At 31.9% G+C, this 23104-nt stretch carries 17 protein-coding genes, 2 tRNA genes and 2 rRNA genes (1 of these 21 only partly in view); 7 read left to right on the plus strand and 14 right to left on the minus strand.

Annotation, left to right across the window (positions count from 1 at the left end):
* The 11 genes from WG950_RS06180 to WG950_RS06230 all read right to left on the minus strand — a co-directional run bounded on the left by WG950_RS06180 (position 1) and on the right by WG950_RS06230 (position 9920).
* Entirely contained in the window at positions 1-1284 is a 1284-nt protein-coding gene (locus WG950_RS06180; protein ID WP_340934924.1) for a nucleotide sugar dehydrogenase, read from the minus strand.
* Positions 1285-2265 carry an SDR family oxidoreductase gene (locus WG950_RS06185; RefSeq protein ID WP_340934926.1) on the minus strand — a complete coding sequence of 327 codons (981 nt, stop codon included), beginning with the start codon at positions 2263-2265 and terminating at the stop codon, positions 1285-1287.
* A 117-nt stretch (positions 2266-2382) separates the two neighbouring features.
* Positions 2383-2457: transfer RNA gene (locus tag WG950_RS06190), tRNA-Val, on the minus strand.
* A gap of 120 nt (positions 2458-2577) precedes the next feature.
* A tRNA-Val gene (locus WG950_RS06195) sits at positions 2578-2655 on the minus strand.
* 58 nt (positions 2656-2713) lie between these two features.
* Positions 2714-3922, minus strand: coding sequence for a folylpolyglutamate synthase/dihydrofolate synthase family protein (locus tag WG950_RS06200; RefSeq protein WP_340934927.1), 1209 nt, complete (start codon positions 3920-3922; stop codon positions 2714-2716).
* A 56-nt stretch (positions 3923-3978) separates the two neighbouring features.
* The gene (locus WG950_RS06205; protein WP_340934928.1) at positions 3979-4803 is read right to left on the minus strand and encodes an energy transducer TonB; all 825 of its coding nucleotides are present in this window, start codon (positions 4801-4803) and stop codon (positions 3979-3981) included.
* A complete protein-coding gene (locus tag WG950_RS06210; RefSeq protein ID WP_340934930.1) occupies positions 4804-5196 on the minus strand; it encodes an ExbD/TolR family protein in 393 nt (130 codons plus the stop codon).
* 1 nt (position 5197) lies between these two features.
* The gene (locus WG950_RS06215) at positions 5198-5887 is read right to left on the minus strand and encodes a MotA/TolQ/ExbB proton channel family protein (RefSeq protein ID WP_340934932.1); all 690 of its coding nucleotides are present in this window, start codon (positions 5885-5887) and stop codon (positions 5198-5200) included.
* 139 nt (positions 5888-6026) lie between these two features.
* On the minus strand, positions 6027-7430 hold the full coding sequence (gene nhaD, locus WG950_RS06220; protein ID WP_340934934.1) for a sodium:proton antiporter NhaD: 1404 nt from the start codon (positions 7428-7430) through the stop codon (positions 6027-6029).
* A gap of 15 nt (positions 7431-7445) precedes the next feature.
* Positions 7446-8678, minus strand: coding sequence for a Glu/Leu/Phe/Val dehydrogenase dimerization domain-containing protein (locus tag WG950_RS06225; protein WP_079738230.1), 1233 nt, complete (start codon positions 8676-8678; stop codon positions 7446-7448).
* A gap of 183 nt (positions 8679-8861) precedes the next feature.
* A complete protein-coding gene (locus WG950_RS06230) occupies positions 8862-9920 on the minus strand; it encodes an anhydro-N-acetylmuramic acid kinase (RefSeq protein WP_340934936.1) in 1059 nt (352 codons plus the stop codon).
* Positions 9921-10009: 89 nt separating this feature from the next.
* On the opposite strand from WG950_RS06230, the gene WG950_RS06235 reads away from it, so the two are divergent.
* Entirely contained in the window at positions 10010-11152 is a 1143-nt protein-coding gene (locus WG950_RS06235) for an acyl-CoA dehydrogenase (RefSeq protein WP_077811218.1), read from the plus strand.
* A 158-nt stretch (positions 11153-11310) separates the two neighbouring features.
* Here WG950_RS06235 and WG950_RS06240 read toward each other — a convergent pair whose 3' ends face one another.
* The gene (locus WG950_RS06240) at positions 11311-12093 is read right to left on the minus strand and encodes a tRNA pseudouridine(38-40) synthase TruA (RefSeq protein ID WP_340934938.1); all 783 of its coding nucleotides are present in this window, start codon (positions 12091-12093) and stop codon (positions 11311-11313) included.
* Positions 12094-12366: 273 nt separating this feature from the next.
* On the opposite strand from WG950_RS06240, the gene WG950_RS06245 reads away from it, so the two are divergent.
* The 6 genes from WG950_RS06245 (at position 12367) to WG950_RS06270 (ending at position 22588) form a co-directional block, all read left to right on the plus strand.
* Positions 12367-13362, plus strand: a complete 996-nt coding sequence (locus WG950_RS06245; protein WP_340934939.1) for an outer membrane beta-barrel protein — start codon at positions 12367-12369, stop codon at positions 13360-13362.
* A gap of 28 nt (positions 13363-13390) precedes the next feature.
* Entirely contained in the window at positions 13391-14683 is a 1293-nt protein-coding gene (locus tag WG950_RS06250; RefSeq protein ID WP_340934941.1) for an ammonium transporter, read from the plus strand.
* 112 nt (positions 14684-14795) lie between these two features.
* A complete protein-coding gene (locus WG950_RS06255) occupies positions 14796-15134 on the plus strand; it encodes a P-II family nitrogen regulator (RefSeq protein ID WP_340934945.1) in 339 nt (112 codons plus the stop codon).
* 20 nt (positions 15135-15154) lie between these two features.
* A complete protein-coding gene (locus WG950_RS06260; protein WP_340934946.1) occupies positions 15155-16393 on the plus strand; it encodes an ammonium transporter in 1239 nt (412 codons plus the stop codon).
* Positions 16394-16608: 215 nt separating this feature from the next.
* On the plus strand, positions 16609-21120 hold the full coding sequence (gltB, locus tag WG950_RS06265) for a glutamate synthase large subunit (protein ID WP_340934948.1): 4512 nt from the start codon (positions 16609-16611) through the stop codon (positions 21118-21120).
* A 4-nt stretch (positions 21121-21124) separates the two neighbouring features.
* On the plus strand, positions 21125-22588 hold the full coding sequence (locus tag WG950_RS06270; RefSeq protein WP_340934949.1) for a glutamate synthase subunit beta: 1464 nt from the start codon (positions 21125-21127) through the stop codon (positions 22586-22588).
* A gap of 232 nt (positions 22589-22820) precedes the next feature.
* Here WG950_RS06270 and rrf read toward each other — a convergent pair.
* Together rrf and WG950_RS06280 are read right to left on the minus strand one after the other, a co-directional pair.
* Positions 22821-22930 (minus strand): 5S ribosomal RNA (gene rrf, locus WG950_RS06275).
* 111 nt (positions 22931-23041) lie between these two features.
* A 23S ribosomal RNA gene (locus tag WG950_RS06280) occupies positions 23042-23104 on the minus strand (it continues 2807 nt past the right edge of the window).

The raw sequence follows: 23104 nt of genomic DNA on the forward strand, positions 1-23104 counted from the left end.
TTATAATGATTTATCTACTACTTTTGAATCGAAAAAATTCTTAACATCGTATACTACAGCTTTCTCATTTTTTAAAGAATTCAAATTTATCGTTTTATATTCCTTATGAGAAACTGTTAACACAATTGCATCAAACTTTTTATTTGGTAACGTAGTTTGAGACTCTAAATTGTATTCTTTTTTAACTTGAGCAGGATCTGCACATGGATCGAAAATTGTAACATTTGTTCCAAAATCAACTAACTCATTTACAACATCAACTGCTTTTGTATTTCTAACATCAGGACAATTTTCTTTAAAAGTAATACCCAACACCAACACAGCTGCATCTTTAACCTCAACACCTTCTTTTATCATTAGTTTCGCAACTTCAGAAGCAACATATTTCCCCATACTATCATTCACTCTTCTACCAGAAAGAATAATTTCTGGATGATACCCAAACTCTTGGGCTTTTTGCGCTAAGTAATATGGATCAACACCAATACAATGTCCGCCAACCAAACCTGGTTTAAATGGTAAAAAATTCCATTTTGTACCAGCAGCGGCTAAAACATCTTGTGTATTAATATCCATTAAATTAAAAATTTTCGCCAACTCATTTACAAAAGCAATATTAATATCTCTTTGAGAGTTTTCGATAACTTTTGCAGCTTCTGCAACCTTAATTGATGATGCCAAATGGGTTCCTGCCGTAATTACAGAATTGTATAATTTATCAACTTTAATACCGGTTTCTTTATTAGAGCCCGATGTTACTTTTAATATTTTATCGACAGTATGTTTTTTATCTCCTGGATTTATTCTTTCTGGCGAATAACCTGCAAAAAAATCTTTATTAAATTCTAAACCAGAAATATTTTCTAAAACCGGAATACAATCTTCTTCAGTTGCTCCTGGATAAACAGTTGATTCATATATAACGATATCATCCTTTTTTAGCACACCTCCAATTAGTTCGCTTGCTTTTATTAAAGGAGTTAAAACAGGTCTGTTATTTTTATCTACGGGAGTTGGAACTGTAACTATGTAGTAATTACTATCTTTAATATCTTCTTTAGACGTTGTGAAAAACAATCCTTTTTCGTGATTATTATCATCAACTAAAACCTCTTTTAAAACATCTTCTTCTATTTCTAAAGTAGAATCGACACCTGTCTTTAAATCAGCAACTCTATTTTCGTTGATATCAAAACCAACTACAGCATATTTTGTAGCAAAAAGTCTAGCCAATGGCAACCCTACATACCCTAAACCGATTATTGTGATTTTTATTTTACTCATTTATAAATTTTCTACGTACCATTTTATAGACTCTTTCAACCCTTCTTTTAAAGAATATTTAGGATTGTAATTTAAAAATTCTTTGGCTTTCTTGATTTCTGCATGAGAATGCGGAATATCTCCTAACCTATTAGGACCATGAATTACATCAATATTTTTTATTTCTGAATTATATTCTGACAAGAACTCTTTTAAATAACTAACTAAATCATTTAATGAATTTCGATCTCCGAAAGCCGCATTGTAAACTGTATTTATAGCGTTTTTATCAGCAACTAAACTCAATAAATTAATCTGAATTATATTATCAATATACGTAAAATCTCTAGAATGTAAACCATCCCCGTTAATAGTTGGCGATTCTAATTTAAGTAACTGATTAATAAATTTAGGAATAACAGCCGCATAAGCACCATTAGCATCTTGTCTTTTTCCGAAGACATTAAAATACCTTAAACCAATAGTTTCTATCCCGTATGTTTTGCTAAAAACATCTGCATAAAGCTCATTAACATATTTAGTAATTGCATAAGGCGATAAAGGTTTTCCTATTACAGATTCTACTTTTGGCAATGAATCTGAGTCACCATAAGTTGATGAACTTGCAGCATAAACAAACCTTTTTACTTTATTTTCTTTAGCCGCAACTAACATATTTAAAAACCCACCAACATTAACCTCGTTTGAAGTAACTGGATCTTTAATAGACCTAGGCACAGAACCTAATGCTGCTTGATGCAATACAAAATCTACATTTAAACTTGCTTTTAAACAAGTTTCAATATTTCTTACATCACCTTCAATTAAAGTAAAGTTAGGATTCTCTAAAAAAGATAGAATATTTTCTCTTTTTCCTGTTGAAAAATTATCTAAGCAAACTACAGCATTTTCTTTAGCCAGTAATACTTCACACAAATTAGAACCTATAAATCCGGCTCCTCCTGTAACAAGTATTTTTTTTCCTGATAAATCTATATCCATTGTGCTCTTTTTACCTTTTCTCACGAAAACAAATGTAATAAAAAAGAACCACTTGTGAGATTTTAGATTTACATAAAACTAAAAAATCCCTCACAAATTGTGAAGGATTTTACTTAGTGGGCAATGAGGGATTCGAACCCCCGACCCCCTCGGTGTAAACGAGGTGCTCTGAACCAACTGAGCTAATTGCCCTAAGCGGATGCAAATATATAATGTTTTTTTAATCTAGAGAAATTTTTTCTTAAAAATAAATAATTATTTTAATCAAACAATTTCAATAAAAAAATCCTACTATTTCTAGTAGGATTTACTTGGTGGGCAATGAGGGATTCGAACCCCCGACCCCCTCGGTGTAAACGAGGTGCTCTGAACCAACTGAGCTAATTGCCCTAAGCGGATGCAAATATAAGATAGATTTTAAACCTACCAAATAAAAAACAAACTTTCTTTAAATTATTTCTGCAACTACAAAAGTACTTCCTCCTACATAAACTATATCATCTTGATTAGCAATACTTACAGCTTTACCAAACGCCTTTTTAACTGAGAGAAAAGTTTTTCCGAATAACTTAAATTCTTTTGCTTTTTCTTCAAGAATAGCCGCAGGTAATCCTCTTGGAATGTCTGGTTTACAGAAATAATAATTAGCATCTTTAGGAAATAAAGGTAAAACCTCATCTAACTTCTTATCAGAAACAACGCCTAAAACAATATGTAAATTTACAAACCTCTCGTTTTTTAACTGATTTAAAACTATACTTAATCCCTCTTTATTATGAGCGGTATCACAAATAACTTTAGGAGAATCCTGCAAAATCTGCCACCTTCCTTTTAAACTTGTATTTTTTACTACGTTTAATAATCCTTTTTTGATATTCTCATCTGTTACCTTGAAACCTTCTAGTTTTTTAATTGCTCTAACTGCAGTTTTAACATTTTTCTTCTGATAATCCCCCAACAAATCGGTTTTAAATATCTCTTCGAAACCTGATGCAAACTCAATTAAAGCATTTTCACTTAAGGCTTTATTTACAAAAACCTGCTTAACCTCTTCCTGCTCTTCACCAATTACAACCGCAACTCCTTTTTTTATAATTCCGGCTTTTTCGAAAGCAATTTCTGGTAAAGTTTCTCCTAAAAACTGTGTATGGTCTAATCCAATATTTGTAATTACAGAAACTTCTGGTGTAATTATATTTGTAGAATCTAATCTACCACCCAAACCAACTTCAATAATTGCTATATCTACTTTTTCTGTTGAAAAATATTCAAAAGCCAAACCTACAGTCATTTCAAAAAAAGAAAGTTGTTGTTTTTCTAGAAAGGCTTTATTCTTATTAATAAAAGAGGTAACGTTTTGTTCTGGAATTTCTTCTCCGTTAATTTTAATTCGTTCTGTAAAATTTTTTAAGTGGGGCGACGTATACAGGCCAACCTTATACCCAGCTTCTTGTATGATTGACGCCAACATATGGCTTGTAGAACCTTTTCCGTTAGTACCTCCAACATGAATTGTTTTAATTTTTTTCTCTGGAAAATTTAGCTTTTCTGATAATGCTAAAATATTGGTTAAGTCTTTTTTAAACGCTGTTTTACCTTGCTTTTGATACATCGGTAATTGCGAAAACATCCAATCTAAAGTTTCTTTGTAGGTCATTTTAATGAAATAATACTTTTATAAAAAAGTAACTTTTTTAAGGCAAATGTAAGTGATTATTTAGATAAAGAGAATTTATAAATAATTGTACCTGTTTGAACTGCTGGCGCATCACTATCAGGGTTCCATATTGTTTTAAGAGCGGCTGCTTCTGCAGGTTTCGCTAAACAAGGCTTACTATTTGTTGTTCCTTTTTCACCAGCTTTTGCGTAAATTACTTTACCATTTTTATTTACTCTAATCTTAACAACCACGATACCTTCTTCGTTACAATCTGGTTGATTGATTGGTTTAGACAATGCTTTTCTACCTGCAAGATTGTAGTTTCCGCCAGAACCAGCACCTTTATTACCATAGTATTTAGAGGATTTATCATCACCTCCTTCATTCCCTTTAACACCTTCAACCTTATCATCACCTTCTCCTTTAGGCTCTCCAGACATATCATTACCATTTAACAATTTGTTTAATGCATCTTGATTTTCTTTTGATGGTTTTGGTTTAGGCTTTTTCTTTTCAAGAACTTTTTTCACTTCTTCTTTAGTAGGTTCTTTTTTTAGTTCTTTCACTTTTTCAACAACTGGCACTTCCTTAGTTGTTTCTTGTGTAATCACTTCTTCTTTTACAGTTTCTTTAATTGTTTCTTCTACCTCTTCAACAACCTCTTCTTTCTCAATTATTTTAGGTGCTATTTTTTTTGATTTAACAACTGGCTCTCCGTTTCCTGCATTAGAATCTCCAAAATTAATAGCAAGACCATATTCTTCTGGCGGATCTAAATACTGCATTCCATAATTATAAATTCCGAAGATTAATAAAATCAGGATTGTTGCTGTAATTAGTGCAGATTTACGTTTATGTCCTGTATCTAAAATTGCCATTTATTTACCTTTAACAGCTAAAATCATTTTTAATTTATTCTTATTCGCAATATCAATTACTTTCATCACATTTTTATAAGGAACATCTTGATCACCTCTTATAACAATCGTTTTCTTTTTATCCGTGCCAACTTCTTTTAAAATTTCGCTTTCTAAATCCGAAGAAGTTACTTTAGATTTATTAATATAAAATAATGAATTATTGGTAATTGTAACAGCAACTGATTTGCTGTTTTCTGTTTTACCTCCTGCTTTTGGCAAAATAACATCTATAGCACTAACTGTTACTAGCGTAGAAGTTAGCATAAAAAATATCAGTAATAAAAAAACAATATCTGTCATTGAAGACATATTGAAAGACGGATCTACTTTATTTCTACCTCTTAAATTCATACTAAACAGGTTCGTTTAATAAATCTAAAAACTCTACAGATTTAGCTTCCATTTGATATACTACTTTATCTGTTCTTACTACTAAATGATTGTAAGTTATATACGCAATAATACCTACAATTAAACCAGCCACAGTTGTAGTCATTGCGGTATAAAGTCCATCAGAAAGCATTTTTATATCTATTTGTCCGCCAGCATTTGCAATTTCATGAATAGCTACAATCATACCTATTACGGTTCCTAAAAAACCAATCATTGGTGCAGCACCCGCAATAGTTGCAAGCACACTCACATTTTTTTCTAGTTGATACACTTCTAACTTACCTGCGGTTTCTATTGCTGTATTAATATCTTCTAAAGGCTTTCCTATTCTAGTAATTCCTTTTTTAATTAATCTTGCAGTTGGTGTATTTTTACTATCACACAAAGACTTAGCAGCGTCTAACTTACCGTTTGACACATAATCTTTAATCTGATCCATAAAATTCTTATCTACTTTAGAAGCTGCCTTTATAGCAAAAAATCTTTCAAAATAAATGTACAATCCTACAGCTAATAAAAGAAATAGGATTGCTATTATTATTTGACCTCCAATACCTCCATCCATAATTAAATTATAGATAGAAAGTGTTTTTTCTTCGGAAACTGTTTCTTCTAACAATTCTTTATTTTCTTGAAAAAATGTTACCATTTTGTTTTCTTTTAAAGTTCTTAAGTACTAACGAGTTTTCTCTTGTAAAATTGCTTTTAAACAAAAAGCTTTTTATGAGATATAAAAAATGCCATTTTGTAAATAACAAAATGGCATTTGATAAATATTTTGCTATTGATTATACAAACATTCTTAGTACTACAAATGATATAGATCCTACTAAAAAGCCTATAAAAGCTAACCAAGATATTTTTTTGATATACCAGAAAAAATCAATTTTTTCCATTCCCATTGCAACAACACCTGCAGCAGAACCAATGATTAACATACTTCCTCCTGTACCAGCAGAAAATGCAATAAAGTGCCATAATGGATCATCTAAACCTTCAGAAAACATACCTAAACTCGCTGCTACTAATGGTACATTATCAATAATTGCAGAACCAATACCTAATAAAATTACAACTAAATCAGAAACTCCTGTTCCGCTTAACTCTGTTCCTATTAACGGAATTCCTTGTTTTAAACTGTCTGCGAAATTAAATAAAATACCTAAAGACTCTAACGCTGCTACAGCCATTAAAATACCTAAGAAAAATAAAATACTTGGCATTTCAATTTTTGACAACGAATGATGAACCGGACTGTGATGCGCTCCACTTTCATGCTCTTCTGCTTGCTCTCCTTCTACTGTAGAAATAGAGAATTTAGAGTTACTATAAATCTCTGCAAAAGTTGCTACAATTGCTAAAGAAAGCATCATACCTACATAAGGAGGTAAATGTGTAACTGTTTTAAATACTGGTACAAATAAAATTGCCCCTAAACCTAAATATAGCATTCTTGCACTATGTCTACTTTTTGGCTGCTCAACTTCGTTTTCATCAAAATCAATTTCACCTTTAAAAGCTGGTAAAAATGTAGCTATAAATGTTGGTACAACCATACATAATAAAGACGGTATAAATAAGTATGTAAATAACATACCTGTACTTACTTTATCACCAATCCAAAGCATTGTTGTTGTAACGTCTCCAATCGGAGAAAAAGCTCCACCAGCATTTGCAGCAATAATAATTAAACCTGCAAACCAAATTCTATCTTCTCTTGTTTTAACAATTTTTTGAAGTATCGATATTAATACAATCGTTGCAGTTAAGTTATCTATAATTGCTGATAAAATAAATGCTAACACTGCAAACATCCAAAGTAATTTTTTCTTACTCTTAAAGTTAACATATCCTTTAATTGTAGAAAAACCATCAAAATAATCGATAATCTCTACAATTGTCATAGCACCCAATAAGAAAACTAAGATTTCTGCAGTTTTACCTAAGTGATGTAATAATGTTTCTTCTACTAAATGTAACTTATCATCATGCGCCATAGATGCAAAACCATCTACCAAACCATGATTTGCAGAATCAAACCAATTAGAAAAATTATCTACACCTAAGGCAACCAAAGCCCAACATACCGCCATCATAATTAAGGCCGGTATTAATTTATCTAATTTTAAATTATGTTCTAAAGTAATGGCTAGATACCCCATTACAAACACTATAATAATTACTGATTCCATATTCTCTTATTTAATTTATATCAATTGTTTTAACGCTATTTCAAATGCTGTTGAACATATTTTTGTTTTAGACGCACTCTTTTTAAATGTTTTTTGCAATGCTTTTTTAATAACTTCTGATGTATCATCAAAAATAGCTTTGTCTTGCATTGGTAATGGCACTTTAGACTCCATTAAATAAGCAAAAACTCTTGCAATACCACAATTAGAGATAAAGTCTGGCAACAAACTTAAATGATTATCTGTGTATTCCATTATTGGTCCGAAGAAAATTTCTTTATCTGCAAACGGAACATTTGCACCCGGAGAAATTACTTCTAAACCAGTATCTATCATTTGCTGAACTTGATCTTTAGAAACCAATCTTGAAGCAGCTGCAGGAATAAAAATTTCTGCTGGTAAACTCCAAATTTTACTGTTAATTTCATCAAATGGTATCATGTTTTCTGAAACCAGTTTATTTCCATCCTTAGATAAAAACAAATCTGTCATTTCATCCATAGTAAAACCATTCTCGTTAATTAAACCACCATCTCTATCTATAATTCCTACTACTTTGGCTCCTAATTGAGTTAAATAATAAGCTGCAGCAGAACCTACGTTTCCGAAACCTTGCACGATAGCTCTTTTACCCTCGATGTTGCCACCGTAAATATTATAGTAATGCTTTACTGCTTCTGCAACACCATAACCAGTTAACATATCTGCAACTGTATATTTTCTTGATAAATCTGGAGAAAAATATTTGTTTTCTATAACTTTAATTACACCTAAACGTAATTGACCAATTCTATTAATTTTATCTGCTTCGGTAGGTTTAAAATGACCATTAAAAATACCTTCTTGCGGATGCCAAACTCCACAATCTTCTGTAATCGGAATTACATCTTTATCTGCATCTACATTTAAGTCTCCACCAGTACCATAATAATGTTTAAGTAAAGGTGTTACTGCTTTGTACCATCTTTCTAAAACTTCTCTTTTTCTAGGATCGTTTGGATCGAAATTAATTCCAGATTTTGCACCACCAATTGCTGGTCCAGATACAGTAAATTTAACCTCCATAGTTTTAGCTAAAGACAATACTTCGTTTTTATCTAAACCTTTTCGCATTCTGGTACCTCCGCCGGCTGCACCTCCTCTTAAAGAGTTAATTACAGTCCATCCTTCTGCATCTGTTTCTTGATCTTTCCAGTGAAAAACTATTTCTGGCTGCTTGTTTTCGTATTTTTTTAATAATTCTTTCATTTTATTTTGTATTGAGTTTCAACTTATTTTCTAAATTTTCATGCATTTTTACCGACATATTTTACCTAGAGAAGCTAAAGTTGATTCATTTTTAAAATTTTTTATTGAATTATTATATCATTTTACAGACTTCTACAAACTTAATCTAAAAAAAACAATTGTTAAAACTTTTTAAATCAAAAACTAAGGTAAAAAAACAATCCCAGATGAATGATTTTGACTAGCACCAGTAACACTTTTTAAGCAATTTATCTGATTATCAATTTTTAACACACCTAAGAAAGCAAAAATTAAAGCTTCTTTATAGTTAATTAAGTTATTAGAAGCTTTAACAATTTTAACATTAGTGTAACATTTAATTCTATCTATTAAGAAAACATTAAATACACCGCCACCTGTTATTAGTACCGATTTAGAATCTTCTAAAACACTCGATATTTGCATTGCTACATGCTCTACAAAAGTTCTTAAAACATTTGACACATCTTTTTCTAAACTATCAATTAATGGCAATATTTGTTGTTGCACCCATTCTAAACCCAAAGATTTAGGCGGATTTTTCTGATAAAACTCTAATTGATTTAACTTTTCTAATAATACTTTATTAATCGTTCCTTTAGATGCAATTTCTCCGGATGCATCATATTCTAATCCTAACTTATTGGCATATAAATTTAAAACGATATTTACCGGGCAAATATCAAAAGCGATTCTACTAACTTTATTATGATACGAAACATTAGAAAATCCACCAAGGTTAAGACAATAATTAATATTAGAAAACAACAACTCGTCTCCTATTGGCACTAACGGCGCACCTTGACCGCCTAATTTAACATCTTGTGTTCTAAAATCGCAAACAACTTTTTGCTTAGTTAGTTTAGCAATTTCATTTCCATAACCTATTTGTAACGTAATTCCTTTATCTGGTTCGTGTAAAATTGTGTGACCATGCGATGCTACAAATGCTAGTTCTTCAATTTTATAATTAAAAACGAAATTATTTATTAACGACGCCAAATACTTACCATAAGATATATCTAACTTTTTTAACTCATCCGAAGAAAAATGAATAGCGTTTTGTAATTGTTGTTTCCATTCTATAGAATACGGAATGGTTTCGGCTTGTAAAATTTCAAAAAACGAATAGTCATTTCTCTTAAATTTCACATAAACAATATCTACGCCATCCAAAGATGTACCAGACATTAAACCCAAGGCAAAAAAGTAATTATTATTCATATTTGTAAAATTAACAAATGTCTATTGAAAATATGTTACGAAATCGATATCTTTGAAGTCGAATTTTACGAAAATAATAAAAATATAAAATGGATTTTAGTTTAACAGAAGAACACATCATGATTCGTGATGCTGCAAGAGATTTTGCACAAACAGAATTATTACCTGGAGTTATCGAAAGAGACAATAAACAAGAGTTTCCTAACGAATTAGTTAAGAAAATGGGAGATTTAGGTTTTATGGGAATTATGGTAGATCCTAAATACGGAGGAAGCGGTATGGACGCAACTTCTTATGTATTAATTATGGAAGAACTTTCTAAAATAGACGCATCTGCATCTGTTATCGTATCTGTAAACAACTCTTTAGTATGCTACGGATTAGAAGCTTACGCATCTGAAGAACAAAAACAAAAATATTTAACAAAATTAGCTACTGGAGAATTTGTTGGTGCATTTTGTTTAAGTGAACCAGAAGCAGGATCAGATGCAACTTCACAAGCAACAACTGCAGAAGATAAAGGAGATCATTATGTAATTAATGGTACAAAAAACTGGATTACTAGTGGTGGTCGTGCAGATGTATACTTAGTTATAGCGCAAACAGATCGTTCTAAAGGGCACAGAGGAATCAACGCTTTTATTGTCGAAAAAGGAACAGAAGGTTTTCATGTAGGACCAAAAGAAGACAAATTAGGTATCCGCGGTAGCGACACACATACACTACAATTTAACGACGTAAAAGTACCTAAAGAAAATAGAATTGGTGAAGATGGTTTCGGATTTAAGTTTGCCATGAAAACACTTTCTGGAGGTAGAATTGGTATTGCTGCTCAGGCTTTAGGTATTGCTTCTGGCGCATACGAATTAGCTTTAAAATACTCGAAAGAACGTAAAGCTTTTGGTACAGAAATTTGCAACCACCAAGCAATTGCTTTTAAATTAGCAGATATGTACACAGAAATCGAAGCAGCAAGAATGTTAGTTATGAAAGCTGCTTGGGACAAAGACCAAGGCAACAATTACGACATGTCTAGCGCAATGGCTAAGTTATACGCATCTAAAGTTGCTATGGAACAAACTGTTGAAGCAGTTCAAATTCACGGTGGAAATGGTTTTGTTAAAGAATACCACGTAGAACGTTTAATGAGAGATGCTAAAATTACTCAGATTTACGAAGGAACTTCAGAAATTCAGAAAATTGTAATTTCTAGAGGCGTTATCAAAGGATAATCACCTTATTATATAAGTATTTAAAAATCCATCTTTTTAAAGGTGGATTTTTTTTATGGCAATTTTTTAAAACAAAAAAACGCGCTATCCACTATATCTTTTTTTTCATTCTTCAAAAAAAGGATGCCGTTTCTATCGCTATTGCACCTTTTTGCCAATTAAAGTTCTAAATCCAAAGCATGTAATTGCAAACCAGAAGAAGGCGCAATATTTCTCATAAACATTCTATCGTTATCTTCTTTTAAAGATTTTTCAATAAAATTTAAATCTAAATTTCCTTTACCTACCTCAAACAAAGTAGCCATCATCAACCTAATTTGATATCTTAAAAAACCTTTACCCCTAACTTTTAACACATAAGAAACTTCCGGAAAAAAACTTGCAGTCAAAATATCATTTTCAACTATTTCACAACCATCTATAACTCGTTTAAACACTGTATGCTCACTTGGTTTTGTACAGTATTTATGAAAATAATGCTCACCTTCAAACAATTTAGCTGCTTTTTTCATCGAATCAATATCCAGATTAAAATCAATATTAATCATAAAAGGAGCCGCAAAAGGATGGTTTTTATCACCAAAAGAAAAATAATAATGATACTCTTTAATCTTAGGAGCATTGATAACATTAAAGCTTGTTGGCACTTTTTTTACAGAAACAGCTCTAAAATCTGGCGAAAAATTAGAATTTAGAGATTTTAAAAATTGTAATTCATCAATTTCAGAATTTCTAAAAAGCTGTAAATAATAGGTGTTAGCAGAAACTTTAGCGTCTGTTCTCCCTACCCCAATTGTCTTAAAATCAAAGTCTTCAAAAACAAAAGACAAAGATTTATCGACCATATCATGCAAAGTTTTTGCATTTTTTTGCTTTTGCCAACCAGAAAACCTAAACCCTAAGAATTCTAAACAAATTAGGTAAGAAAATGAATATTTCATAGGTGCAAAAGTACATAAATTACATTTTTTTTTACAAAACATGCATTTTTATGAATATCTCAAAATTATAGTTCACTTTTTTACGAACCTAACATTTTACACCATTCAAAAACAAAAAAATATAGTTATCTCAATATAACCCCCTTTTTTTTGAGGGTATACACTCAAAATACATCGTTTTGAAAATTAACACCCCTTGTTAATTTAAATTTAATATATACATTTGACCCGAGTTCATTAACAAAAAATTAACACAACTAAAGAACACTCATTATGAAAAAAATTATTCTATCATTACTATTCATTTCTAGTTTAGTAGTAACAGCACAAGAAAACGAAGACAAAGGAACATTTACATTAAGTGGAACTGTAGACGTATATCATACAAGTAATCTTAAAAGCAATTCTCCTGGCTCTTTAGGTATTTTATATTCAAGTGACGATCCTGCAGCTTCTGCAAATGGTTTTGGATTAGGTATGGTAAATACAATTTTTTCATATGAAAAAGGAAAAGCTGGGGTTGTTGCAGATTTAGCTTACGGGCCAAGAGCAAAAGCAGCAAATGCATATGAAGGTGCTATCAACCAACTATATGCATATTACAATGCTTCAGATAAAGTAACTTTAACTTTAGGTCAGTTTAATACTTTCTATGGTTATGAAGTTATCTCTCCAGCAGGAAACTTTAACTACTCTGTATCTTATTTATTTAACGCAGGTCCTTTTTCTCATACTGGTTTTAAATTAGACTATGCAGCATCAGAAGACTTATCTTTTATGTTTGCTGTAACAAATCCTCATGGTATTACTTCTGGTGCAAACATTGGTAACGATTATCAATTAGGTTTTCAAACAGGATATAAAGGACAGTATTTTAACTTAGCTTATGGTGCTGATGGTTTTGGAACTACAGATGTTTTATACTTAGACTATACAGGTGGGTTTGATGTTTCAGAATCTTTCTTTTTAGGAATAAATGCAGCATACTCAAATTCTGATGATGCAGATTATACCTATAAAGGTGTTGCTTTTTACTTACAAAACACTTTTTCAGATAAGTTCTCTTTAGGATTTAGACCAGAATTTTTTACAACTACTACAGCAGATGTAGACAGTAGCGTATCTGCTTTTACTTTATCTGGTAACTATTCTTTAACAGGTAGCTTAACAATAATTCCAGAAGTAAGATATGACACTTCTGATGATGGTGTTGTTCCTTTTGGAAAAAGTGTAACAGGAGCTACACTAGCAGCAGTTTACTCTTTCTAAGAATTAATTAACCAAAAATTATATAAAAATGAGTTTATTTTTAATATTATTACAAGACACTCCAGCGTCAGAAGTGGCGCAAGCTGTTGAACAGATTAATGGAGATATGGGAATGCTTTGGATGCTAATTGCTGGTATTTTAGTATTCTTAATGCAAGCTGGTTTTACATTAGTAGAATCTGGAATGACAAGATCTAAAAATGCGGTAAACATCGCAATGAAAAATCTATTAGACATTTGTGTGGGTTCTTTAACTTTCTGGTTAGTAGGTTACTCTTTAATGTACGGAGATACATCTAACGGATGGTTTTTCTGGAGTGGCTTATTTCAAGGTGAAGGAGCAGATTTATTCTTTCAAACAATGTTTGCTGCAACTACAGCTACAATCGTTTCTGGTGCAATAGCAGGTAGAACAAAATATTCTACATATATCATTTTCTCTCTTATAATGACAGCAGTTATCTATCCTATATCTGGTGGATGGCAATGGCAAGGTAGCGGTTGGTTAACAGAAATGGGCTTTATAGACTTTGCTGGTTCGTCAATTGTACACTCTGTAGGTGGTTGGGCTGCTTTAGTAGCTGCATTTATGGTAGGTCCTAGAATAGGAAAATATGTTAACGGAAAGGTTTTACCTATTCCTGGTCACAATCAAGTTTTAGCAACTTTAGGTGTATTTATCCTTTGGTTTGGTTGGTTTGGTTTTAACGGTGGATCTCAATTAGCTTGGGGTGGCGCAGATGCAGTTGGCGCTTCTAACGTTGTATTAATCACAAATTTATCTGCAGCAGCAGGTGGTCTTGGTGCTTTAGTTACAACTTGGATCTGGTACGGAAAACCAAATTTAGCACAAACTCTTAATGGTTCTTTAGCTGGTTTAGTTAGTATTACTGCCGGATGTGGAAACATGACTGCAGGTGGTGCTGTATTAGCTGGACTTATTGGAGGTATCATTGTAGTATTTTCAATTGAATTTATAGAAAAGAAATTAAAAATTGATGATGCAATTGGTGCAGCTTCTGTACACGGTGTTGCTGGTGCTTGGGGAACTTTAGTTATAGGTCTTTGGGGTGTAGACGGCGATACTGCAATTGGATTATTTAATGGTGGCGGTGCTTCGCAATTAGGAGTACAAGCTGTCGGAGTTTTAGCTTATGCAGCATGGGCAACCGTCTTATCTTTTATTGTTTTAGCAATATTAAAAGCTACAATGGGATTAAGAGTATCTAAAGAAGTAGAAATTGAAGGTTTAGATATTTCAGAACATGGTTCTATTGCTTACCCAGGTAAAAGAGTTAGAGATTTTGACGAAGATAAATAGCAGTTATCTACATAAAATTTTAAATCAATTATATATAAAATCACACAACTTTAGGGTTGTGTGATTTTTCTACGAAAAAACATTTTTAAGAACAATTAACTAAATATTTAAAATGAAAAAAATAGAAGCAATTATTAGAAAATCAAAATTTAGCGCAGTAAAAGAAGCATTGCATGATGTTGGTGTTAATTTTTTCTCTTATTGGGATGTTACCGGTTTAGGTAACGAAAAAGAAGGACATGTTTACAGAGGTGTAAGTTATAGCACAAGCGATATTCAAAGAAGATATTTATCTATAGTAGTAAATAATGAATTTGAAGAAATAACAATTAAAACTATAATTGAAGCTGCATCTACAGGTGATGTTGGTGATGGAAAAGTTTTTGTAAGCGACATAAATGAAGCCTACAGAATAAGAACAGGAGAAAAAGGAGGAAAAACACTAAACTAAAAAAGAACATTTTTTATATCATGGAATTATTAACAATAAATAATGTATGGATGATGATCTGTACAGCACTAGTTTTCTTTATGCACTTAGGTTTTGCATTTCTAGAAATTGGATTAACAAGACAAAAGAATACTATAAACATCTTATTTAAAAATATATTTATCATTACAGTAGGTCTATTACTGTATGCTTTAGTAGGCTTCAATTTAATGTACCCAACATGGGCTGCAAATTCATCTGGATATTTAGGCGATTTTATATTTGGTATTTCTGCACCTCTAAAAGATGGTGTTTTAGATTTAACATATAACGAAGGTTATACATATTGGACAGACTTTTTGTTTCAAGGAATGTTCGCAGCTACAGCAGCTACAATAGTTTCTGGTGCAGTAGCAGAAAGAATGAAAATTTTACCTTTTATGATATTTACAATATTGTATGTTGGCTTTGTTTACCCAATTGCAGGTTCTTGGAAATGGGGAGGCGGTTTTTTAGACCAACTAGACACTCCTTTTTATGATTTTGCAGGTTCTACTTTAGTTCACTCTGTTGGTGGTTGGGCTGCTTTAGTAGCAGTTTGTCTTTTAGGAGCCAGAATAGGAAAATTCAAAAATGGAAAAATTCAAGCAATACCAGGTCATAACATTCCTATTGCTACAGCTGGTGTTTTAATACTTTGGTTAGGTTGGTTTGGTTTTAATGGTGGCTCGGTTTTATCTGCAGATCCAGGTTTAACTTCTTTAACACTTGTAACTACATGTTTAGCTGCAGCGGCTGGTGGTGTTATTTCTGCAATTACTTCTACAATTCTTTTTAAAAATTTAGATTTAACGATGTTTCTAAACGGAATTTTAGGAGGTTTAGTTGCAATTACTGCTGGTGCAGATGTAATGTCTCCTATGGATGCAATTTATATTGGTGCAATAGCAGGTGTATTTATTGTATTTGCTGTTAGTTTAATTGACAAATTAAAATTAGATGATCCGGTTGGTGCAATAGCTGTTCATTTAATTTGCGGAATTTGGGGAACTCTTGCTGTTGGAATCTTTGGAGATTTAGCTAGCGGATCTCAATTTGTTAGTCAGTTAATAGGAATAGGATCTTATGCTGTTTTTTGTTTATTAACTTCTTTTATAATTATTTTCACTTTAAAGAAAACAATGGGAATAAGAGTTGATGAAAAAGAAGAATTAGAAGGTTTAGATACTCATGAACACGGTATGGATGCATATCCAGATTTTAGATTAAACGAACATTAACCTTTAAAAAATACACAATTTTTTACCTGCAATTTTAAAAAAATTGCGGGTTTTTTCGTTTTTTAACGATTTCACAATATAAAAAGCTTTAATTATTATTATTGAATTATTTGTATCGTTTTTTTGTTTTCATCACAAAAATTATATTAAAACCGCTAAAAAGTTAATTTTTTCTTAATAAAAAATATAAATTAGCCAATATAATTGAATACGATATGGAGAAACAAGGGTTATACTTACCAGAGTTTGAACATGAAAATTGCGGTGCTGGTTTTATCTGTAATTTAAATGGTCAAAGAACAAATCAAATCATACACGACGCACTAGAAATCCTAGTAAAACTAGAGCATAGAGGTGGTGTTAGTTCCGATGGAAAAACAGGTGACGGAGCAGGTTTATTAATAGATATTCCGCACGATTACTTTAACAGAGTTTGTAATTTTCCGTTACCTAACCAAAGAGAATATGCTGTTGGTATGGTGTTTCTTCCAAAAGTATCAAATCAATATAATTATTGTAAAAAAACTTTTGAAACCGAAATTTTTAATCAAGGTCTTTCTGTTTTAGGTTGGCGAGAAGTTCCTGTAGATTCATCTCAATTAGGTGAAATTGCATTGGCATCAGAACCAAACATAGAACAACTATTTATTGGTAAAACAGAAGATGTTGACGAAGCTACATTTAAAGCGAAATTATACGCTGCAAGAAAAATTGCAGAACATACAATTCGTAAATCTAAAATTTCTGAAAGTAATTATTTTTATGTACCAAGTTTATCTATAACGACCATAATATATAAAGGTATAATTATGCCCGAAGATATTGGGCCTTATTATAAAGACTTACAAGAAATAGATTTAGTTACCAGATTAGCCTTAGTACACCAACGTTTTTCTACAAACACAATGCCAACTTGGGAACTTGCTCAGCCATTTAGACACATGTGTCAAAACGGAGAGATAAATACTTTAAGAGGAAATGTAAGTAGAATGCGTGTACGTGAAGAAATCATGAAAAGTGATGTTTTCGGCCCGCAAATAGATAAACTTTTTCCAATAATTTTACCAGGTAAATCAGATTCTGCATCTATGGATATGGTGGTAGAATTATTAACGCATACAGGTAGATCATTACCAGAAATTATGATGATGATGATACCAGAAGCTTGGGAAAAACATGCTACGATGTCTAAAGAGCGAAAAGCTTTTTACGAATATAATGGTTGTATAATGGAACCTTGGGATGGACCAGCTTCTGTACCATTTACAGACGGTGATTATATTGGTGCTTTATTAGACAGAAATGGTTTAAGACCATCTAGATATACAGTTACTAAGAGCGGTAAATTAATAATGTCATCAGAAATTGGTGTTGTAGATGTTGCACCAGAAGATATAAAAGAACACGGTAGATTAGAACCTGGTAAAATGTTTTTAGTAGACATGAACGAAGGAAGAATCATACAAGATAAAGAAATAAAAAGTAAAATTGTTTCTGAAAGACCGTACCAAGAATGGTTAGATAAAACTCGTTTACATTTAAAGGATGTTCCTTATACAAACGAAACTTGCCCAATTGAAACAATTGATATAAAAACACGTCAACGTTTATTTAATTACACTTTCGAAGATATTCAAGAAGTAATTACACCAATGGCAATTGTTGGTAAAGAAGCTTTAGGTTCTATGGGAATAGATACTCCTTTAGCTGTTTTATCAGACAGACCTCAATTAATATCAAATTATTTTAAGCAATTATTTGCACAAGTTACAAATCCGCCTTTAGACGGAATTAGAGAAAATATTGTAACAGATATTAGTCTAAATTTAGGAAAAGATAGAAATATTTTTAGCATCACAGAAAGACAATGTAGAAAATTAAGAATACAAAATCCTGTGATTTCTAATGCCGATTTAGAAAAAATTAGATCAATAGAAATTGAAAGTTTTAAAGCTGAAACAATTCAAATTTTATATTCAAAAGCCCAAGGTTTAAATGGTTTAGAAGACGCTTTAGATAATATTGTTAAGCAAGCAGAAAAAGCTTTAGATAATAAAAGTAATATTATAATTTTATCAGATAGAGGTGTAAATCAAGAATTTGCCCCAATACCAGCTTTATTAGCTTGTTCTTATGTAAATCATCAATTAAATCGTTTAAGAAAAAGATCTTATTTCGATATAATTATTGAATCTGCAGAACCTAGAGAACCACATCATTTTGCAACATTATTTGGTTATGGAGCAAGTGCAGTGAACCCATATATGGTTAACGAAATTATTAGAATGCAAGTTAAAGAAGGTTTTATAACCGGTATGGATGAGCAAAAAGCTGTAGACAACTTTAATAAAGCCATCGGAAAAGGGATTTTAAAAGTGATGAACAAAATAGGAATTTCTACATTACATTCTTATAGAGGTTCTCAAATTTTTGAAATTGTTGGTTTTAATTCTCAATTCGTAGAAAAATATTTTCCATATACAGCTTCTAGAATTGAAGGAATTGGGTTATATGAAATCGAAAAAGAAATAGATCAACGATACAAACAAGCATATCCAGATAATCAAATTGATAAAAATTTAGGTTTAAATGTTGGAGGTGATTATCGATGGAGAAGAAACGGAGAGAGACATTTATTTAATCCAACAACAGTTTCTAAACTTCAGCAAGCAGTTAGATTAAGTGATCAAGCTAGTTATAATGTTTATTCAAACGCGATAAATGAGCAATCTGAAAGTTTAATGACAATTAGAGGTTTGTTTGAATTTGACAACTTAGATCCTATTCCTTTAGAAGAAGTCGAACCTTGGACAGAAATTGTAAAACGCTTTAAAACAGGTGCAATGTCCTACGGATCAATTTCTAGAGAAGCTCATGAAAATTTAGCTATTGCCATGAATAGAATTGGTGGTAAGTCTAATTCTGGTGAAGGTGGTGAAGACAGAAAGCGTTTTCAAAAAGATATTAATGGTGATAGTAGAAATTCTGCTATCAAACAAGTTGCATCTGGTAGATTTGGGGTAACATCTCATTATTTAACCAATGCTAAAGAAATACAAATTAAAATGGCACAAGGTGCTAAACCAGGTGAAGGTGGTCAACTACCAGGTGAAAAAGTTTTACCATGGATTGCATCAGCAAGAAATTCAACTCCTTTTGTAGGATTGATTTCTCCACCACCACATCACGATATTTATTCAATTGAAGATTTAGCACAGTTAATCTTCGATTTAAAAAATGCAAATCGTGAAGCAAGAATTAATGTAAAATTAGTTTCAGAAGTTGGTGTAGGTACTATTGCTGCGGGTGTTGCAAAGGCAAAAGCAGATGTAGTTTTGATTTCTGGTTACGATGGTGGTACAGGTGCATCACCACTTACATCACTTAAACATGCGGGTTTACCATGGGAACTAGGTTTAGCAGAAGCACAACAAACACTTGTTTTAAATGATTTAAGAAGTAGAATTGTTGTTGAATGCGACGGACAATTAAAAACTGGTAGAGATGTTGCCATTGCGACATTATTAGGTGCAGAAGAATTTGGGTTTGCTACAGCACCTTTAGTTGCATCTGGTTGTATAATGATGCGTAAATGTCATCTTAACACATGCCCTGTTGGTATTGCTACGCAAGACAAAGAACTAAGAAAAAACTTTAAAGGAACACCAGAGCATGTTATTAACTTCTTTTATTATATCGCAGAAGAGTTAAGAGGAATCATGGCGCAGTTAGGTTTTAGAACGCTAGCTGAAATGGTTGGAAAAACACACAAAATTAACGCAAATAAAGCTATTAAGCATTACAAAGCTAAAGGGTTAGATTTATCAAGCATTTTACATAGACCTTCTGCTTATAAAAGTATGGTTGTAAAAAATACTGAAAAACAAGATCATAATTTAGACAATGTTTTAGATTTTACAATTCTTAAAGATTCTCATAGAGCACTTTATAGAAAAGAAAAAATGAATCTATTTTATCCTATAAAAAATACAAATAGAACAGTAGGTGCAATTGTTAGTAACGAAATATCTAAAATTTACGGTCATTTAGGTTTGCCAGAAGATACACTTAATATAAACTTTACTGGTTCAGCAGGACAAAGTTTTGGGGCATTTGGTGCTCATGGTTTAACGTTTACCTTAGATGGTAATACAAATGATTATCTAGGTAAAGGATTATCAGGAGCAAAATTAATAATTAAAAAACCAGAAAAAGCAGACTTTTTAGCAGAAAACAATATCATAGTAGGTAACGTTTGTATGTTTGGTGCTGTTGCAGGACAAGCATACATAAATGGTATTGCAGGTGAAAGGTTTGCCGTACGAAATTCTGGTGCTACAGCAGTTGTAGAAGGTGTAGGAGATCATTGTTGTGAATACATGACCGGTGGTAAAGTTGTTGTACTTGGTAAAACAGGTAGAAATTTTGCAGCAGGAATGAGCGGTGGTATTGCATACGTATATGATCCACAGAAAAAATTTATAAACGGACTTTGTAATACAGAAACAATAGAATTTGAAACACTTTCTAATGATGATGTCGTAGGATTAAAATCACTTATAGAAAAACATGTTCTGTATACGAACAGTAAAAAAGGTTCAGATTTATTAGCAGACTGGGATAATAGCTTACAAAATTTTGTAAAAGTAATGCCTACTGAATATAAACGCGCATTAGAGCGTTTAGAAACAGAAGAACCAATGTTTGAAGAATTAACAATAGCATAATGTCATGGGAAAAGTAACAGGATTTAAAGAATTTGAAAGACAAGATGAAAAATATACATCTGTTAAAGATCGTATAAAAAATTATAAAGAATTTACAGTTCCTTTATCTGAAGAAGAAATTACTAAACAAGGTTCTCGATGTATGGACTGTGGTATACCTTTCTGTCATAGTGGTTGCCCGTTAGGTAATTTAATTCCAGACTTTAACCATATGGTACACCAAGGCGAATGGAAAAAAGCATCTTGGATTTTGCATTCAACAAACAATTTCCCTGAATTTACTGGTCGATTATGTCCAGCACCATGTGAAAAAGCTTGTGTATTAGGAATTATAGAAGATCCAATTTCAATTGAAAATATAGAAAAAAATATTGTTGAAAGAGCTTTTAAAGAAGGATGGATAAAGCCACAACCACCAAAAAAGCGTACTGGGAAAAGTGTAGCTGTTATAGGTTCTGGTCCAGCAGGTTTAGCCGCTGCACAACAATTAAATAGGGCTGGTCATTCTGTAACTGTTTTTGAGAGAGATGACGAAGTTGGAGGTTTATTAAGATATGGTATTCCTAATTTCAAGATGGAAAAAGGAATTATTGATAGAAGAATTAAAATTTTAGAAGCAGAAGGTATCATATTTAAAACAAATGTAAATGTTGGTGTTAATTATGAAATATCAGAATTAAAAAGCTTTGATAGCCTTGTTTTATGTGGTGGTGCAACAGAAAGAAGAAGTTTACCAACTCCAGGTATAGATGCTGATGGTGTAGTACAAGCAATGGATTTTTTAACTCAACAAACAAAAGTTGTATTTGGTAAAGAAGTAAAAAATCAAGTTTTAGCAACAGATAAAAATGTTATTGTTATTGGTGGTGGAGATACAGGTTCAGATTGTATTGGGACATCAAATCGTCAAGGAGCAAAATCTGTTGTTAATTTTGAAATAATGCCTAAACCTCCAGGTCATAGATCTCCAAAAACTCCTTGGCCATTTTGGCCTTTACAATTAAAAACTTCTTCGTCCCATCAAGAAGGTGTCGAGCGTAATTGGTTGATAAATACAAAGGAATTTGTAAAAGATGAAAATGGCAAATTAATAGCTTTAAAAACCGTAAATGTTGAATGGAAAATGATTCCAGGACAAAGACCGCAACTAATAGAAATTTCGGGAACAGAAAAAACTTGGCCATGTGAATTGGCTTTATTAGCACTTGGTTTTACGGGTCCAGAAAGTACATTGGCTGATAAGCTAGGTATTTTAAAAGATTCTCGTTCAAATTACCAGGCAGATTATGGTAAATACCAAACGAATGTTCCACATATTTTTGTAGCTGGAGATATGCGTCGTGGCCAGTCATTAATAGTTTGGGCTATTTCAGAAGGAAGAGAAGCTGCAAGACAAGTTGATTTGTTCTTAATGGGTAGTTCAGAATTACCTTCTAAAGACATCACTGGTGATCTTGTAGCTATGTAAAAATAAATTATTTAATTATCATTAAAAAGTCCTTATATAGAAATTTATATAAGGACTTTTCATTTATTCTAATTGATATCAAATAACTAAGACTCTAATTTTTGATAGGGATAATACTTCTAATTATTTTTTTTAGGATTGAATTATTTTATAACTTTAAACTAGTTTCCATAAAAAAACCTCATATCGTTAAGATATGAGGTTTAAAGAATTCTGCTTGTATCAGAATTAAGAAAGGCGGCGACCTACTCTCCCACATAAATGCAGTACCATCGGCGCTATTGGGCTTAACTTCTCTGTTCGAGATGGGAAGAGGTGAGCCCCAATGCTATAACCACCCTAAATTTTTCAGCTAAATGAATTTAACTGTATAAGTTAACATATGGTAAAATAATATTGTAAGTAAAAGTAAAAAAAAAGAGTGTCTCTCACCGTCTTGCGACGGTGAGAAGCGTACATAAGTCTATGGGTTATTAGTATCACTTGGCTATGACATTACTGCCTTTACACCTATGA

The sequence above is a fragment of the Polaribacter marinaquae genome (assembly GCF_038019025.1).
GTDB lineage: Bacteria > Bacteroidota > Bacteroidia > Flavobacteriales > Flavobacteriaceae > Polaribacter > Polaribacter marinaquae.

What these genes read in the sequence shown, in the direction of transcription:
- WG950_RS06180 (WP_340934924.1), bottom strand. Translation starts at nt 1,284, where the DNA reads ATGAGTAAAATAAAAATCACAATAATCGGTTTAGGGTATGTAGGGTTG.
- WG950_RS06185 (WP_340934926.1), bottom strand. Translation starts at nt 2,265, where the DNA reads ATGGATATAGATTTATCAGGAAAAAAAATACTTGTTACAGGAGGAGCC.
- WG950_RS06200 (WP_340934927.1), bottom strand. Translation starts at nt 3,922, where the DNA reads ATGACCTACAAAGAAACTTTAGATTGGATGTTTTCGCAATTACCGATG.
- WG950_RS06205 (WP_340934928.1), bottom strand. Translation starts at nt 4,803, where the DNA reads ATGGCAATTTTAGATACAGGACATAAACGTAAATCTGCACTAATTACA.
- WG950_RS06210 (WP_340934930.1), bottom strand. Translation starts at nt 5,196, where the DNA reads ATGAATTTAAGAGGTAGAAATAAAGTAGATCCGTCTTTCAATATGTCT.
- WG950_RS06215 (WP_340934932.1), bottom strand. Translation starts at nt 5,887, where the DNA reads ATGGTAACATTTTTTCAAGAAAATAAAGAATTGTTAGAAGAAACAGTT.
- nhaD (WP_340934934.1), bottom strand. Translation starts at nt 7,430, where the DNA reads ATGGAATCAGTAATTATTATAGTGTTTGTAATGGGGTATCTAGCCATT.
- WG950_RS06225 (WP_079738230.1), bottom strand. Translation starts at nt 8,678, where the DNA reads ATGAAAGAATTATTAAAAAAATACGAAAACAAGCAGCCAGAAATAGTT.
- WG950_RS06230 (WP_340934936.1), bottom strand. Translation starts at nt 9,920, where the DNA reads ATGAATAATAATTACTTTTTTGCCTTGGGTTTAATGTCTGGTACATCT.
- WG950_RS06235 (WP_077811218.1), top strand. Translation starts at nt 10,010, where the DNA reads ATGGATTTTAGTTTAACAGAAGAACACATCATGATTCGTGATGCTGCA.
- WG950_RS06240 (WP_340934938.1), bottom strand. Translation starts at nt 12,093, where the DNA reads ATGAAATATTCATTTTCTTACCTAATTTGTTTAGAATTCTTAGGGTTT.
- WG950_RS06245 (WP_340934939.1), top strand. Translation starts at nt 12,367, where the DNA reads ATGAAAAAAATTATTCTATCATTACTATTCATTTCTAGTTTAGTAGTA.
- WG950_RS06250 (WP_340934941.1), top strand. Translation starts at nt 13,391, where the DNA reads ATGAGTTTATTTTTAATATTATTACAAGACACTCCAGCGTCAGAAGTG.
- WG950_RS06255 (WP_340934945.1), top strand. Translation starts at nt 14,796, where the DNA reads ATGAAAAAAATAGAAGCAATTATTAGAAAATCAAAATTTAGCGCAGTA.
- WG950_RS06260 (WP_340934946.1), top strand. Translation starts at nt 15,155, where the DNA reads ATGGAATTATTAACAATAAATAATGTATGGATGATGATCTGTACAGCA.
- gltB (WP_340934948.1), top strand. Translation starts at nt 16,609, where the DNA reads ATGGAGAAACAAGGGTTATACTTACCAGAGTTTGAACATGAAAATTGC.
- WG950_RS06270 (WP_340934949.1), top strand. Translation starts at nt 21,125, where the DNA reads ATGGGAAAAGTAACAGGATTTAAAGAATTTGAAAGACAAGATGAAAAA.